General features: G+C 66.1%; 10 protein-coding genes. 4 read left to right on the forward strand and 6 right to left on the reverse strand.

Annotated features, from left to right (window positions below; translation table 11 throughout):
* Positions 1 to 37 precede the first annotated feature (37 nt).
* Genes OGM61_03250 through OGM61_03260 form a run of 3 tightly spaced genes read right to left on the reverse strand, consistent with a single transcriptional unit; the run spans position 38 to position 3374 of the window.
* Positions 38 to 403 carry a DUF1667 domain-containing protein gene (locus OGM61_03250; GenBank protein ID UYI85098.1) on the reverse strand — a complete coding sequence of 122 codons (366 nt, stop codon included), beginning with the start codon at positions 401 to 403 and terminating at the stop codon, positions 38 to 40.
* Positions 400 to 1653, reverse strand: coding sequence for an NAD(P)/FAD-dependent oxidoreductase (locus OGM61_03255; GenBank protein ID UYI85099.1), 1254 nt, complete (start codon positions 1651 to 1653; stop codon positions 400 to 402). Before OGM61_03255 ends, OGM61_03250 begins: the two co-directional genes overlap by 4 nt.
* A complete protein-coding gene (locus OGM61_03260) occupies positions 1650 to 3374 on the reverse strand; it encodes an FAD-dependent oxidoreductase (GenBank protein UYI85100.1) in 1725 nt (574 codons plus the stop codon). The genes OGM61_03255 and OGM61_03260 overlap by 4 nt, the downstream gene beginning before the upstream one ends.
* 197 nt (positions 3375 to 3571) lie before the next feature.
* Here OGM61_03260 and OGM61_03265 point away from each other — a divergent pair, with 197 nt between their 5' ends.
* The 4 genes from OGM61_03265 to OGM61_03280 all read left to right on the forward strand — a co-directional run bounded on the left by OGM61_03265 (position 3572) and on the right by OGM61_03280 (position 7407).
* Positions 3572 to 4147, forward strand: coding sequence for a TetR/AcrR family transcriptional regulator (locus OGM61_03265; protein ID UYI85101.1), 576 nt, complete (start codon positions 3572 to 3574; stop codon positions 4145 to 4147).
* Positions 4148 to 4407: 260 nt separating this feature from the next.
* Positions 4408 to 5589 carry a 2-hydroxyacyl-CoA dehydratase family protein gene (locus tag OGM61_03270; protein UYI85102.1) on the forward strand — a complete coding sequence of 394 codons (1182 nt, stop codon included), beginning with the start codon at positions 4408 to 4410 and terminating at the stop codon, positions 5587 to 5589.
* Between the two features lie 12 nt (positions 5590 to 5601).
* On the forward strand, positions 5602 to 7209 hold the full coding sequence (locus tag OGM61_03275; GenBank protein ID UYI85103.1) for a 2-hydroxyacyl-CoA dehydratase family protein: 1608 nt from the start codon (positions 5602 to 5604) through the stop codon (positions 7207 to 7209).
* Positions 7210 to 7227: 18 nt separating this feature from the next.
* Positions 7228 to 7407: a hypothetical protein gene (locus OGM61_03280; GenBank protein UYI85104.1), complete on the forward strand. Its 180-nt coding sequence runs from the start codon at positions 7228 to 7230 to the stop codon at positions 7405 to 7407.
* Positions 7408 to 7825: 418 nt separating this feature from the next.
* Here OGM61_03280 and rpmE read toward each other — a convergent pair whose 3' ends face one another.
* The 3 genes from rpmE to OGM61_03295 all read right to left on the reverse strand — a co-directional run bounded on the left by rpmE (position 7826) and on the right by OGM61_03295 (position 15012).
* On the reverse strand, positions 7826 to 8026 hold the full coding sequence (gene rpmE / locus OGM61_03285; GenBank protein UYI85105.1) for a 50S ribosomal protein L31: 201 nt from the start codon (positions 8024 to 8026) through the stop codon (positions 7826 to 7828).
* Between the two features lie 112 nt (positions 8027 to 8138).
* Positions 8139 to 11696 carry a helicase-exonuclease AddAB subunit AddA gene (addA, locus tag OGM61_03290; protein ID UYI85106.1) on the reverse strand — a complete coding sequence of 1186 codons (3558 nt, stop codon included), beginning with the start codon at positions 11694 to 11696 and terminating at the stop codon, positions 8139 to 8141.
* Positions 11689 to 15012: a PD-(D/E)XK nuclease family protein gene (locus OGM61_03295; GenBank protein UYI85107.1), complete on the reverse strand. Its 3324-nt coding sequence runs from the start codon at positions 15010 to 15012 to the stop codon at positions 11689 to 11691. Before OGM61_03295 ends, addA begins: the two co-directional genes overlap by 8 nt.
* Positions 15013 to 15015: the final 3 nt, after the last annotated feature.

Genomic DNA, 15015 nt, shown 5'->3' on the forward strand with positions numbered 1-15015 from the left:
CCTCCTAAGATTTATTTTTGCTCTCGATACAAAATATTCATTCGGGTCTGTGCCTGAGGAGGCTGCTCGTGGCGATGACATCCACGCCGAGACCGAGCACGTCCGGGATCACGACATCGCCGCGGCCGATACGCTCGGATACGGTGACGGTTTTGAGCGCGTCCATGACATCGAAGATGCGGTCTTTCGGAATGTCGGCCGACACGCGCACCGGCAGCACCGGCGCGTCCGGGAAGGCCGTGCGCACGGTTGAGCAGATGGTGCGCCTGGGCGCGGTCATCTCCGAAACGGCAAACTCCCGGCCGCGGGGGCAGGTGTTGCCGGTGACGGACCAGCCGTCGCCGTCGCGTTCGATTTTCAAGGTGCAGCCGCGCGGGCAGCCGATACAGGTGAGTTCTTTCATGCCTCTGCCACCTCGATCGTAAAGTGGACATCGCGCGCGTGGGCGATGCCGAGCTTGTCAAAGTCCAGTGTGAGCTGCTGCATCTCGGGCGGGCGCAGGAAGGGGTAGCGCCGCGACCAGGTTTCCTTGCCGTCGATGGTCAGCACCACGCGGCACGGGCCGAGCACCGCCGCGCTGCGGAAATACAGCGTGACGCTGCTGTTGTCCTCCGTGCGGTCGAGCCGCTGGGGGACGAGATAGCCGAAATCGTCCGAGATCGTGAGCGCGATCTCGTCGCGTGTGTGCGCGGCAAAGTGCGCCGCGCTCTTGCCCGCCAGCTCGCCGGAGGCGGACACATAGTCCACGAGGTCGTTGACGTGCAGCGCGTTGCCGCACGAGAAGATGCCGGGCACTTCCGTCATGAGCTGCCCGTCGCACACAGGGCCGCGGGTGTGCCCGTCGAGCGGGACGCCGAGCGACTCCGCCAGCTCGTTTTCCGGGATGAGGCCGACGGACACGATCAGCGCGTCGCAGTCGATGCGCTGCTCCGTGCCGGGGATGGGGCGCATGGCCTCATCGACCTCCGCGACCTCCACGCCCGTGAGCCGGTCTGCGCCGAACACGCGCGTGACCGTGTGGCTCAGGTGCAGCGGGATATTGTAGTCATGCAGGCACTGGTGGATGTTGCGCGTCAGGCCAGAGGGAGTGGACTTGGCCTCGTACACGCCGAGGACCTCTGCGCCCTCGAGCGTCAGGCGGCGGGCCATGATGAGCCCGATGTCGCCGCTGCCGAGGATGACGCAGCGCCGGGTCGGCAGCTCGCCGAGCAGGTTCGTAAAATGCTGCGCGGTGCCGGCCGTGAACACGCCCGCCGGGCGCGTGCCGTGGATAAAGACCTGTTTTGCCGTGCGCTCGCGGCAGCCGGTGGCCAGCACGAGCGTGCGGGTGTCATAGCGCGCGACGCCGTCGCGGCTGACGGTGACGACCGCGAAGCCGGCGGGCGTTTTCTCCACGCGCGTGACGAACGTCTGTGTGTGCGCCTCAATGCCCAGATCCTCGAGCCGGTCGATGAAGCGCTCGACATATTCCGGCCCGGCCAGCCGCTCGCCGAAGCGGGCGAGGCCAAAGCCATCGTGAATGCACTGTTTGAGCATGCCGCCCAGGCGCGCCTCGCGCTCGATGAGCAGCACGTGCGCACCGTTTTCGTGCGCGGAGATGGCGGCCGCGAGCCCGCCGGGGCCGCCGCCGATGACGATGACGTCGTACATCATGCCTGCACCTCCCCGGATTTCGTCGGGCCGAACGTGATGGGCGCGTCGGCCGAGGACTTGCGCACCGCGCTGAGCGGCACGCCGAGATACTCCGCGATGATGCGCACCACCTGCGGTGAGCAGAACCCGCCCTGGCAGCGGCCCATGCCGGGCCGCACGCGCTTTTTCACGCCGTCGACCGTCGGCACGCACACGTTCGAGCGCAGCGCGTCGAGGATCTCGCCGCGGCTGATCTCCTCGCAGCGGCAGACGATGACGCCATAGTCGGGGTTTTTCGCAATGTACGCCGCGCGCGTGGCGTCGTCCATCTCCCGCAGGACGGGGATGCCCGGCCGGTGGGGGTCAAAGTCCGGATTGATGGCCACGGGGCGCTCGCGCGCGAGGATGCGCACGGCCATGTCCGCCACGTCGACCGCGACGGCGGGCGCCGTCGTCAGGCCGGGGGACTGGATGCCCGCGACGTGGATGAGGTTGTGCGTGCGGCGGCCGCGCTCGATGATGAAATCCTCCTCGAACGTAGGCGCGCGCACACCGGTGAAATAGGTGATGATGTCGCGCTCGGTCAGCGCGGGCATCGTGATCTTCTGCTTTTCGAATACGTGCGCGATGCTCTCGGGATATGTCGCCGTGTTCTCTTTTTCATAGGTCTCCACCGCGTCGGGCCCGATGAGCAGGTTGTCGTGCACGGTGTGCAGGATGCCGCCGCCCTTCGAGTGCGTTTTCGACACCATGTCGCTGCCCTTCACGGACGCGATCGAATGCATGAACGCGCCGGCCTTGCGGTCGAGGATGCTGTTCGTGCCGCGGCGGGGGTGGATGGAGAAAAAGCGGTCATCCGCCATGCGCGCCACGTCCTCGGCGAACACGCCGGCCGCGTTGATGACGAGCGCGGGGTGCAGCGTGCCGCGGTTGGTGTGCACGGCGGTGATCTGCCCGTCCGCGACGTCCATGCCCAGCACGGCGGTGTTGAGCGCGATGCGCGCGCCGTTTTGCACGGCGTTTTCCGCGTAGGCGATCGTCAGCCCGTAGGGGCAGACGCAGCCAGAGTCCGGATTCGAGATGGCAAAGCGGGTCTTTTTGTTGAAGTTCGGCTCGCGGCGCAGCAGCTCCCTGCCGGAGATGAGCTCGGTGTCGGCGATGCCGTCGTGATATTTGCGCCACATGCAGTAGCCCCACACGGCGGGACGCAGCCAGCCGTGCTGGAAGCAGACATATTGCCCCACGCGGTGAAACGGCACGTCGAGCTCCTTGCAGACCTGATCGTACATGGCGTTGCCGCGGCGGATGTATTTGTGCTTGATGCTGCCGCGCCCGAGGTCGATGCCCGGGTGCACCTCGCCGTCGTTGCGCCCGGAGGCGCCGAGCGCGAGGTCACATTCCTTATCTACGACGAGAATGTCGAGCTTCTGGCGCGCAAGCTCGCGCGCGATCGACACGCCCGAGATGCCGCCGCCGATGATGAGCACGTCGGGCGTCTGCCCGTCGAGCGCATCGTCATGCAGCGCGGGCACGCGCATGGGCGCGTCCTTGCCACCGGTGAACGTGATGTCATTGACGACATGGCACGTGGAATATTTCGTTGCGGCCATCTGGCCGGCGCGCACCACGTCGTCCCAGCGGTCGAGTTCGCCGCGCAGGACGATGCAGCCGTCGGCCAGCGCCGCCGTGACGCGGCCGCCGAAGGCGCGGTGCAGTTTTCGGTTCAATGCGGAGATCTTCATGAAAGACAGGCCTCCCGGAAGATGAGTCGGCCAAGCGGCCGACTGGATGTCACAAATATACCCTTTTTCGACCGGGAAGTCAAGGATTCGCCCTGGGTCAAATCTGCTGAAATTTCCCTGCCAGACTGGACAAATCGCCCAAAATCGCGTACAATAAGACACGATTTATCTCATAAGATCAGAAATGAGGAAAGCAAATGGCCGCTCCGCGCAACGACAATGTCAAGGAGAAGATCCTCGACGCCGCGACCGGCCTGTTGGACACGCAGACGTTTGCCGATATCTCGCTGGCCGAGATCGCCGCGGCGGCCGGCGTGTCCAAGGGGACGCTCTATTACTATTATAAAAATAAAACGGATATCCTTTTCGACATCACCAACCGCTATCTCGACCGCCAGTGGGACGAGCTGATTGCCTGGACGGAGAATAAGGACAAGGACACGTCCGTGCACCGGCTGGTGAAGTACGTCGTCGAGCGCAACACCGCCTCCGCCGGCATGCGCCTGCACCTGATCCACGCCGCCATGCTCGGCGACGAGGCGCTGCGCGCCAAGCTCATCGACCGCTACGCCGCGTTCGAGCGGCTCATCGCCGAGAAGATCGCCGAGCGCACCGACGTCGTCTCCGCCGACTATCTCACGCAGCTGATCCTGCTCGCGTCCGACGGCATGATCGTGCAGGAGGCGCTGCGCAACGACAACTTTGACGCCGCCGCCTTCGTGCGCCAGAGCGAGGCGTATCTGCGCGTTTTGCGCCCCGCCGACCGGATTTGAGTGTCATTTCTCAACAAATGTGTCGAAAGTCGCCCTCTTGTCCGGATTTGTGAAAGAATTAGCGTGTAACCGGTTGACACCGCATGGAACACGTGATATTTTTGTTATGACCAGGTGGTAGAGCAAGCGCCTGCTCGTTCCGCCGCGGCCAGGGGACGCCGCAAAGGCTTTTTTCGTATGTCGAAGGCGCCGGAATGCACCCGCATCCCGACGCTTTTTTACATAGCTGCAATGGGAATTATTTTGAAAGAAGGGACAATATGAAAGACCTGAAACATCTGATTTTCTTCGAAAATCTCCTGCAGGACGCGCAGAATGAGCTCGTCACGCAGGCGGTCAATGACGGGAAAATCGCCCTCGGGTACAACTGCTATTACATCCCCGAGGTTCTGCTCAACCTGCCGGGCTGCTTCTCGAGCCGCCTGCGCGCGCCGCGCTGCGAGTCGACCGACATTGCGACCTACTACATGACCAGCCGTGTCTGCCCGTATGTCCGCTCCATCCTCGAGCGTGCCATTGAGGGCGGCTACAACTACCTCAATGCGCTCTTCGGCGCCGAGTGCTGCGCGTCCATGGAGCGTATGGAAGAGCACTTCTTCCTCATCAATCCCGTGAAGAACGATCGCTTCTTCGTCACGCAGATCGATCCCCCGCTCAAGGGCGATAAGACCAGCTATGACTACTACAAGGGCCAGCTGCAGCTCAAGGTCGTTGACCAGCTTGCCGAGCGCTACGGCGTGGACACCTCCGATGCCGCCATGCGCGCGACCATCGAGAAGTTCAACGAGCTGTGCGATGTCATCACCGAGATCGGCAACTTCCGCAAGCTGCCCAACCCGCCCATTACCGGCTATGAGTTCCACGTCATCCAGCTCGTGAGCGAGGTCTGCCCGCACGACCTGATCCTCCCGTACCTCAAGGAGACGCTCGCCGAGATCAAAAAGCGCAAGCCCGAGAAGGAATTCCCCTTCCGCGCACGCGTCGTGGTCGCCGGCTCCGAGATCGACGATCCCGAGTTTACGAAGCTCCTCGAGACCTGCGGCGCCATGGTCGTGGCCGACCGCTACTGCTTCGGCAGCTTCCCGAGCCGTGAGCGCATCGAGATCCAGGACGGCGAGACCGCGTTTGACGCCATCTGCCGCCACTACCTGCACTGGAACCAGTGCGCCCGCTTCATGGAGGGTGCGAAGATCGACCAGCGCCATGCTGAGGTCAAGCGCCTTGTCGACGAGTTCCATGCCGACGGCGTGATCTACGAGAACATGAAGTTCTGCGAGTTCTGGAGCTATGAGAAGGTGCTCGCCTCCCATATCCTGACCGAGGAGATGGGCGTGCCGTGCTGCACGATCGAGAAGGAATACGCGCTCGGCTCCATCGGCCAGCTCCGTACCCGTTTCCAGGCCTTCGTCGAGAGTCTGGAAATCAAGAAAATCAATTCTTGACACAGGAGGGGAATGAAAACTATGAATTGCCCTGTTACGAAATTTATTGACTCCAAGATGCAGAGATTCGACCCCCTCTGGCAGGCTCAGAACGGTGTCGGCGGTCTCCGCAGCCGTTACTATGATAAGACCGGCGTCGCCAAGTACCGTGAGTGGCGTGGTCTGCACGACACCATGGTCGACTACCGTGCATGGCTCAAAAACGTCATGTCCATGGCTGCCATGGTCGCCTCCGCGCCGATCCCGTGCCTGAAGGGCTTCTGGGAATACCGCTGGATGGGCTCCTACCTCGGCACGTTCATGTTCATCGACCGTCTGTTTGAGGGCTACCGCGGCCCCGAGCTCGTGATCGCGCACATGAATATGCACGCCATCGTGCAGAGCCTGACCAAGAAGATCGCCCTTGTGCTGTCTCACGACCTGCGCATCGGCGGCAAGGACAGCGATAAGATCATCCCTGTGGACGAGGTCATGCCGCCGCTGTTCCTGACCGGCTTCAAAGACCTGATCCCCATCCCGCTGCAGACGCTACCGGAGTTCATCATCTGCGATGTTGACCAGCAGCTCGAGCCGTACTACATCGACGTAGCCGAGTCCTTCGGTCTGCCGGCAGACGTCTGCTCCCGCTGCGCGGCGGAGACCGGCGTTGCCCTCAACGACGACTTCCCGCTCTTCGGCAAGGCCATGCTCTCCACGAACATGCCCTGCAACGCCTCCGAGGCGACGTCCATGTTCCAGCGCCGCCGCATCGGCCTGCCGGACTTCCAGATCACCATGGCCATGATCCACAACGAGCCGGCCGCCCACCCGTACTCCGCGCAGGTCCTGCGCGACTGCATCGAATTCGTCGAAAAGGAATACGGCGTTGAGTATGACTGGAACGCCCTGTTCAAGCGCGCCAAGCACATGAACGAGCAAAACGAGATCGAGCTCGAGAAGTGGGATTACTTCAAGACTCCCTACTGCCCGCTGACCGGCATCAGCGAGACCCTGTACCGTCTGTACGCCTGGGCCTCCGCCAACGGCCAGGAGGACTACTTCACCAAGAACGACCGCAAGGTCATCAAGATCCTGCGCAAGTGCTACAAGAATAAGTACGTCCCGTATGGCGGCACCACGCGTCACCGTGCGTTCCTGTGGGGACCGTCCGCCGTGTACTACACCGACTTCCCGACCTGGACGCAGAACTGCTGGGGCATCAACATCGTCCTGAACATGGACTCCACCATGGGTCACAACATGATCAGCACGACCGACCCCGATCAGGCGCTCATGGATCTGGCGCTGTTCAGCGAAAAGGGCGTTATGCGTCACATGGCTGTCGGCGGCTGGGACAACGTCAACTCCGTCTGGGAGTGGGCCACGAACTTCAACTGCGACATGGTGCTCATGAACGACAACATCGCCTGCAAGGGTATGCTCGGCGTGCACGCCATGATGGAGGAGCAGGCACGCGACCTTGGCTTCCACTTCATCTTCATCGAGCACGACCTCGAGGACTGCCGCACCGTGCCGCGCCGCGATATGCGTAAGTGCGTCAACGAGTATATGTCCATCGTGCTCAACGAGCAGCCGCTCGACCCGACGCTGGTCGACTTCGACGACTCCGCGGCGTACTAAGAAAGGCAGGTACCGACTATGAATATGAAACTCGCTGCAAAGATTATGGGCAAGGTCGGCCTGGTCGGCTTTATCGGCTTCGTTGCGACCTTCACGATCTATATGTTCAATCTGGAGAACAAGCTCATCTACTATGTGCTGCGCCCCTTCCTGAACAAGCACTACGATTCTCAGGTGCGCGACAAGCGCATCGTCTGAGCGTTTCGCAAATCGCATAAATCGAAACCCCGCTGCTTCGGCAGCGGGGTTTTTGCGTGTGCCGCAGGCACACGCTCCACAGAGGACCGCTTCGCTGGGCCCTCTGTGGAAGAGATCGCAGCTCGCTGCAGCGCACGCATTGTACACCAAAGGCGCCCAATGCGCACGTTTGCGAGCCGAGCGGTATTTTCTCCGTCGTACACGCCGCCAGAGAAAATGATTGGAATTTTTTTGCATCTGCGGACGCAAACTCTGCGAGGCTTCGTGACGTTACGGAGCTTTTCGGTCGTCCGGCTGCGGAGGCTCGACCGCGGGTACGGGCGGAGACGAGGCTTTATGACGTCACAAATGCCGCAGGGCGCGAAAAAGCCCGCGTGCAGTGCACGCGGGCTGCTTTTCGCAAGGATCTTGTCCGATCTTACTTGATGCCGTACTTCTTGTTGAACTTGTCAACGCGGCCGCTGGTGTCAACGAGCTTCTGCTTGCCGGTGTAGAACGGGTGGCACTTGGAGCAGATCTCGATGGAGATGTTCTGCTTCGTGGAGCGGGTCTCGTACACGGCGCCGCAGGCGCAGCGGATCGTGGTCGGCTGGTAATTCGGATGGATACCGTCTTTCATAGTCATTCACCTCATAATAAGCTGTCTTGAGCACGGGCTGGTCCGTGGTTACAAAACGCAATCTGAATTCTAGCATACCGGTGACAAAATTGCAAGCGGTTTTCGCATTTTTTTACGCATCCGGGCCCGGCACGTCGCTGACCTGGCCGCAGTGCAGAAAATACAGCACGCGGCGGCAGACCGGCTGGCCGGTGATGCGCGCCATCGCCCCGGCGTAGGCGCGCAGCTGCGCGGCGTAGTACGCCGTGCGCGCCGGCACGCCCTCGGGGCGGATGCGGTCGGTCTTATAGTCCACGATGACGAGACCGTCCTTTGTTTCGAACCACGCATCGACCACGCCCTGCAGCAGCACCTGCTCCTCACCCGCGCCGGGGAAGAACGTCTCCGCCGGGCACAGCAGCGAGAAGCAAAACTCGCGCCGCAGCGTGCCGGCTGCCTCTGCCGCCGCGAGCTGCGCGCCGAGCTCGGTGCGGCCCAGCCGCAGGAGCGAGGCCGTGTCCACGGCCTGCGCCTCGCGCCCCGTGAGTTCACCGCGCGCGGTCAACGTTTCTACCTGCGCGCGGATGCCCTCCGGCGTGCGCGCGTCGGCAAAGCGCAGGTATTGCAGGATGCGGTGCGTGGCCGTGCCGCGCTCGGCCGCGGTGAGCTTGCGCGCGCGCGCCGAGAAGTCCGGCCGGCGAAAGGTCTGCGTGCGCGGCGCGCCCGCCAGCAGCGGCGCGCCGGCGTCCTCGGGCGGCGCATCCTCCGCCTCCAGCCGCTTGAGCTCCGTCGCCGTCACCTTTGACGGCAGGTCGACTGCCTGCGCGTGCGCGTAGCGGAACGTGAGCGCGCGCTCGAGCTGTGCCAGCAGGGCGGGGTCGGGCTTCGGCAGCGCGGGTCCGGTCTCCGTCTCCGCGCGCTCTGCCGCGGCGTCTGGCTTCAGATAGACGTAGTTCCGGCGCAGGAAGCGCTCGTCCCGGTCGAGCAGCGCGCTCTGCAGCAGCCAGAACAGGGGGCTGGCCATGCCGCGCAGCAGCTCCGGCGGGAGCGGCGCGCTCGCGGTGGCCTCCAGCCAGCCGGTCGTTTTGGCGATGCTGTGCGTCGTGCCCGTGATGATGAGGCGCTCCTTCGCGCGCGTCATGGCCACGTACAGCAGGCGCATCTCCTCCGAGAGCGTCTCGGTCAGCAGCTGCGCCGCGATCGCCTGCCGTGCGATGGTGGGGTACTCCACGCCGTGCTCGAGATCCGTGCACTTCGGCCCGAGGCCGAGCGCCGGGTGCACGAGCACGCTCGCGCGCGTGTCGGATTTGTTGAACAGGCGCGCCGTGTCGCACAAAAACACGAACGGGAACTCCAGCCCCTTGGATTTGTGGATGCTCAGGATGCGCACGCTGCGGCTCTCGCTGCCGGGGACGGTGGGCTCTTCGCCCTCGGCCGCCTGCCGCTGCATCCAGAGCAGGAAGCGGTGCAGCCCGCGCGCGCCGGTGCGCTCAAACTGCTGCGCCAGGTCGAGCAGGAGCAGTACGTTGCGCCGCCGCAGCTCGCCGTCCGGCATCGCGCTCGTGAGCGCCATGACGGCGCGGTCGTCCACGACGTGCCACAGAAATTCGCCCAGCGGCAGCTCGATCGACAGCGCGCGGTAGCGCGCGAGCACGTCGAGAAAGTCCCGGCAGTCGTCGCGCGTCTCGGCGGCGAGCGTGACTGCGGTGTAAAAATCGTGCTCGCGGTCGCACGTGCGCACGGCGGCCAGATCGTCCGCCGTCAGGCCGAACAGCGGCGAGCGCAGCGCCGCGATCAGCGGCACGTCCTGGTGCGGATTGTCCACCACCGCCAGCAGCGAGCAGAGCACCGACACCTCCTCGGACGTGTAGAACCCGCCGCTCGTCTCCGCCGATACGGGGATGCCCTGCGCCTCGAGCGCGGCGCGGTACACGGGGCCGACGCTGTTGGCGCTGCGCAGCAGGATGACCACGTCGCCGTAGTGCGCGGGGCGCTCGGCGCCGTTTTCCCACACGGATGCGCCGCCGTCGATCAGCGCGCGGATGCGCCGCGCGACGTAGTCCGCCTCCAGCACGGATTTTTCCGGCGTGGGCGCGTCGTCGTCCGCGTCCGGCAGTTCGAGCACGGCGAGCTCCGGCTTTTCGCCGTCGTCCGGGTAGGGTGCTCCGGCGCGCAGGCGGGCCGCGTCGTCATAGTCCAGCTCGCCGAGCGCGCGGGACATGATGTTGGAAAAGACGTGGTTGGCGCCGGCCAGCACCGCGCGGCGGGAGCGGAAATTCTCCCGCAGGAGGATGCGCCGCGGCGCACCGGGCAAGGCTGCGCGAAAATCTGCAAAGCGCGCGTATTTGTCGAGGAAGATCGTGGGGTCGGCGAGGCGGAAGCGATAGATCGACTGCTTGACATCGCCGACGAAAAAGAGGTTATTGCCGTCGCGCGACACGGCGCGGAAAATGAGATCCTGCACCTCCGACACGTCCTGATATTCATCGACCATGATCTCGGTGTAGCGCCCGGAGAGCTGGCGCGCCAGCTCCGTCGGCGCGCCGTCGTCGTCCGTGAGCAGCTGCGCGGTCATGTGCTCGAGGTCGGAGAAGTCCACAAGGCTGCGCCGCCGCTTTTCGGCGGCGTAGGCCGCGCCGAAGTCCAGCGTCAGCGCCAGCAGTGCCTGCATGGCCGGGGCGGTCGTGTGCAGGTCGGCCAGCGCCTGCGCGGAGGGGACATTGATCTGCTTTTGCAGCGCCTGGATGGCTTTTTTTGCCGCGTCGCGCTGCGCCTTGACGCGGTCGCGCACGTCCGGGTCGGGCGGCTTGCGCGTGCTGCCGAGGCGCGGGAACGGTACGTTCTGCAGCGCCGCCACGGCAGCGTCCCAGCTTTGATCGCAGGCGCGCACGACGGCGCGCAGACCATCGGCCGTCTCTGCGAAGCTCGTGCCGTAGATGCCGTAGAGCCACGCCATGTCCTGCGCCGCCATGATGTCCAGCTGTTTATCGAGCACGCCCGCCCAGTGCGCCGCGCTCTCGCGCACGCGCGCCAGCAGCGCCTGCCCCCACGGGGTAGCGCCGGCGTCGGTCACGCCGTCGAGCGCGAGCAGGTCCACCTGCCGCTGCGCCCACTGCTCGGGCCGTGCGTGGCACTGCATTTTGTCATAGAGCGAGAGCACCAGCTCGCCCAGGCGCGCATCGTCGCGCCCGCCGCCGACCGTGTCGGCCAGCAGGCGGAAGGGTGCGTCGGTGTCGAGGCGTGTATAGGCGCGCTCGAGCGTGTGCTCGAGCGCCGCTGCGCGCAGGGCGGCGCAGCGCTCGGTATCGGCGACCTGAAAGTCCGGCGCGAGGGCGAGGGCTGCACAGTTGGCGCGCAGGAAGTCGGCGCAGAAGCTGTGGATCGTGCCGATCTCGGCGCGGGCGCACAGCGCGACCTGCCGCCGCAGGCGGCGGTTTTCGGGGTCGGACGCAATGCGCGCATAGATTCCGTCGAGAATGCGGCTGCGCAGCTCGGCCGCGGCCGCGCGCGTGTAGGTGATGACGAGGAAATGGTCGATATCGACCGGATGTTCCGCGTCCGTGAGGTAGGCCATGAGCCGCTCGGTGAGCACGCGGGTCTTGCCGCTGCCCGCCGCCGCGGACACGAGCACGGTGCTGCCGCGCGTGTCGATCGCGGCGCGCTGCTCGGGCGTGAAGTTGAGTTCAGGCATCCGGCGTGCCTCCTTTCAGGTTGCTCCAGACCTTGTCGGCCGGGAGCTTGGTGAGCACACGGTGGCAGTCGCCCCCCATGCCGGGCGTGAAGTGGCAGACGGTCAGATAGTCGCAGTGCGTGCAGGCCGTGTCCTGCCCGGAGCGGAAGTAGGGGTCGGCCGTGATGCTACCGCCGCGCAGCTCGTGCGCGAGGTCGAGCAGTGTCGTTTCAATATGCCGCGCGAGCAGGCCGAGCTGCTCCGCGCTTGCGAGCGCGTCCGTTTTGCGACGGGGCGAGACGGGCAGGTACTGCGGCGTGTCGCTGTGCTCCATGGCGTGCAGCACGGCGGCATCGTCGAGCAGCAGGCCGGAGCGGCGCACAGCGCCGGCGCGCTCTCGGGCCGCCTCCTCCGGCGAGAGCCGGCGGTCGGCAGGGATGAGCACGTCGCGCGCCGGAACGTAGAGCACGCCGGCCGGCACGATCTCGTGCCCGTAGCGCGCAGGGCCGGAGCGCTCGAGCGCGAAGAGGTACAGCAGCATCTGCAGCCCCATGCCGTACCATACGTCCGAGAGCGAGAACGCCTTGCGCCCGGTCTTGTAGTCAACGACGCGCAGGTAGAGCTTGCCGTCGTGCAGCCAGCCGTCCACGCGGTCGGCCACGCCGCTCATGTTGAGCGTCACCTCACCGTCCGAGAGCGTGATCGGTGCGATCTGCTCGGGGTCTGCGAAGTTGAGTTCAAAATCCAGCGGCACGAAGTCGCCCGCGCGCAGCTCGTGCGCCATGTCGGCCACGACCTGCCGCACCTGCCGGCACAGGCGGCGGAAGAGGTAGGTAAAGCGCGCGGATTTCTCCCGAAAGTCATTGAGTTCGTCGTGGATGTAGCGCTGCGTCCAGCGGTCGGTAAACGCGCCGAGCTGCTCGTCCGTCACGGCGGCGAAGCCGCCGGCGTCCGTCGCGTCCTGCGCCGTGTGCTGCAGGACGTAGTGGAAGAACGTGCCGATCTCCGGCGGGTTGAACGCCGCCGGGCGGCGGGGCCTGGCTTTGAGCCCGTACTGCAGGAAGTAGGCGTACCGGCACGCGGAAAAGCGCTCGGCCTTCGACGCCGAGAGGTACAGCCGCTTGCCGTAGAGCGCGCGCACGCGCTCGGGCGAGAGCCGGCCGCGGGCGGTGTGGGCCGCGCGCGTGAGCGCGGCGAGCGCGGCGGGGTCGTGCTGCCGGAACCACGCGCGCGCCGCGACGGCGGCGGGATCGGTCGCCCCGCGCAGCGTGCGCCCGGCCAGCTCCAGCGCCGGGGCGGCGGCCAGCAGGCGCTGCGCGTCCGGGTTCGCGGGGCGGGGCAGCGTGCCGAAAAGCTGCGCGATGCGCGTGACGAGAAACGACGGGCGCGTGGGCGTGCCATTGCCGTCAAAGAGCGGGTAAGATACAGCGAGCGTCTCCGCCGGGAGCGTCACGCACTGGTAGATGAGGTTGTATTCGCGCCAGAGCGCGTCGTCCGTGCCGCCGCCGATGTCGAGCTCCAGCTCCAGCAGCTCGCGCCGCTCCTCGGGCGAGAATACGCCGTCCGGCTCGCCGGCGCGCGGCAGCCGGTCGTCCGACGCACCGAGCACGATCAGGTGCCGGATGCCGCGGCGGCGCATGCGGTCAAGGTCGCCGGCGGTCACGCGGTCGAGCGCGACGGGGATCGTGCCGATGTCGTAGCAGGCGAGCATGCGCACAAAGAGCGTCGCAAATGTGTCGGCATCCATCTCCGTGTCGCCGAGGATGGCGGCGAACTGCTCAAGCGCGCCGACCGTCAGCTCCCAGAGCTGGGCGTACTCGGCCGCGAGCGCGGCGCGCCCCTCGGCGCGCAGACTTTCGGCCAGCGCATCGAGCCGCTGCGCGAGGTGCAGCCGCTCGAGAAAATCCGCCAGCGCCATGGCCTGCGCCTCCGCCGTGGCGGCGGCGCTGCTCTCCGCGCCCAGCTGCCGCAGGGGCCCGGCCGCGCGCTGCCGCAGGTCATTGATCTCCTTCAGGCGGGCGGCGGATTCGTCCGTGTCCGGCGCGCCGTAGCCGTCCGGGTGCTGCTGCCACGGGGTCGGGCGTGTCCACGCGCTGCCGCGGATGGACCAGAGCAGGACGTAGTTTTCGAGCGTGTCCGTCTCCTCCGGCGTGAGCCCGGCGAGGCCCGTGCGCAGGTAGGCCGAGACGTCCTCGGCGTCCCAGCCGCCGGTCACGATGTCGTAGGCCGCGCGGATGAGCGCCACGAGCGGCTTTTGCATCAGGTCGGTGCGGCGGGCAAAATAGAGCGGCACGCCGTAGTAGGCGCACATGCGCTCGAGCGCGGGCGCGTAGTCGGAAAAGCCGCGCACGGCGATGGCAATGTCGCGCCAGCGGCAGCCCGACTGCACGATCTGCAGCGCGCGGGCGGCCGCCCATGCGCACTCGGCCGCGAGATCGTCCGCCGTGTGGACGGTGATCGTCTGCGCGGGATCGTCAAAGTGCGCGGAGGTGTAGGAAAACAGCTGCTGCTCGAGTACGCGCAGCGGCGTGTCGGCCGCGCGGGCGGGGCAGGACTCGACCGTGGCCTGCACGCCGCAGTCGTCCGCCATGTCGAGCAGGACGCGCGCCGTGCGCCGGGCAGCGCCGAAGATCTCGCTGCCGCCGGAGAGCTGATCGAGCGTGAGGCAGACCGTCACGTCCGCGCCGGCGGTCAGCAGCGCGCGCACGACGGCCAGCTCCTGCCGCGTGTAGTCGGTGAAGCCGTCGAGGTAAAAATGTCCCGTGCGGCCAAGCGTGCTCGCGGGGATGCGCTCGGCCAGGCGGGTCAGCCGGTCGGTGGGGTCTGCGTGCCCCTGCGCGGTCACGGCGTCATACGCCGCGAGCACGAGCGCAAGGTCGCGCAGCTTGTCGCCCAGATAGCCGGGGCAGCGCGCGGCCGTGGCCTCGAGCGCGTCGGGCGTGACGCACGCGGTCTTGAGCTCATCGACCGCGCCGAGGAGCGTCTGCTGCATCTGCGGCCGGCGGGCGGCCGCGCCGAACAGCCGCAGCCGCGGCGCCACCTGGCTCAGTGCCAGCGCCATGCACAGCAGCCGCCCGCCCTGATCGAGCAGCGGCGCCTCGCCCGCGCCGGTCTCGGCCGCGACGCGGCGCGCCAGCCCCGTGAAGCTCAGCACCTCGGCGTACAGACTCAGGCTGTCGCCGCAGGCGGCGCACAGCGCGCGCTCGGCCTCGTGGCTGTATTGCTCCGGCACGAGCAGCACCTGCCCCGGCGTGCGCGCCGCGACGGCTGTGCGGATGCGCCCCATGAGCAGGTCGGTCTTGCCGCTGGCGGCAGGGCCATAGAGCAGGTGCAGCATAAG

The sequence above is a fragment of the Clostridiales bacterium genome, from assembly GCA_025757645.1.
In the GTDB taxonomy this organism is placed as follows: Bacteria; Bacillota; Clostridia; order Oscillospirales; family Oscillospiraceae; genus CAG-103.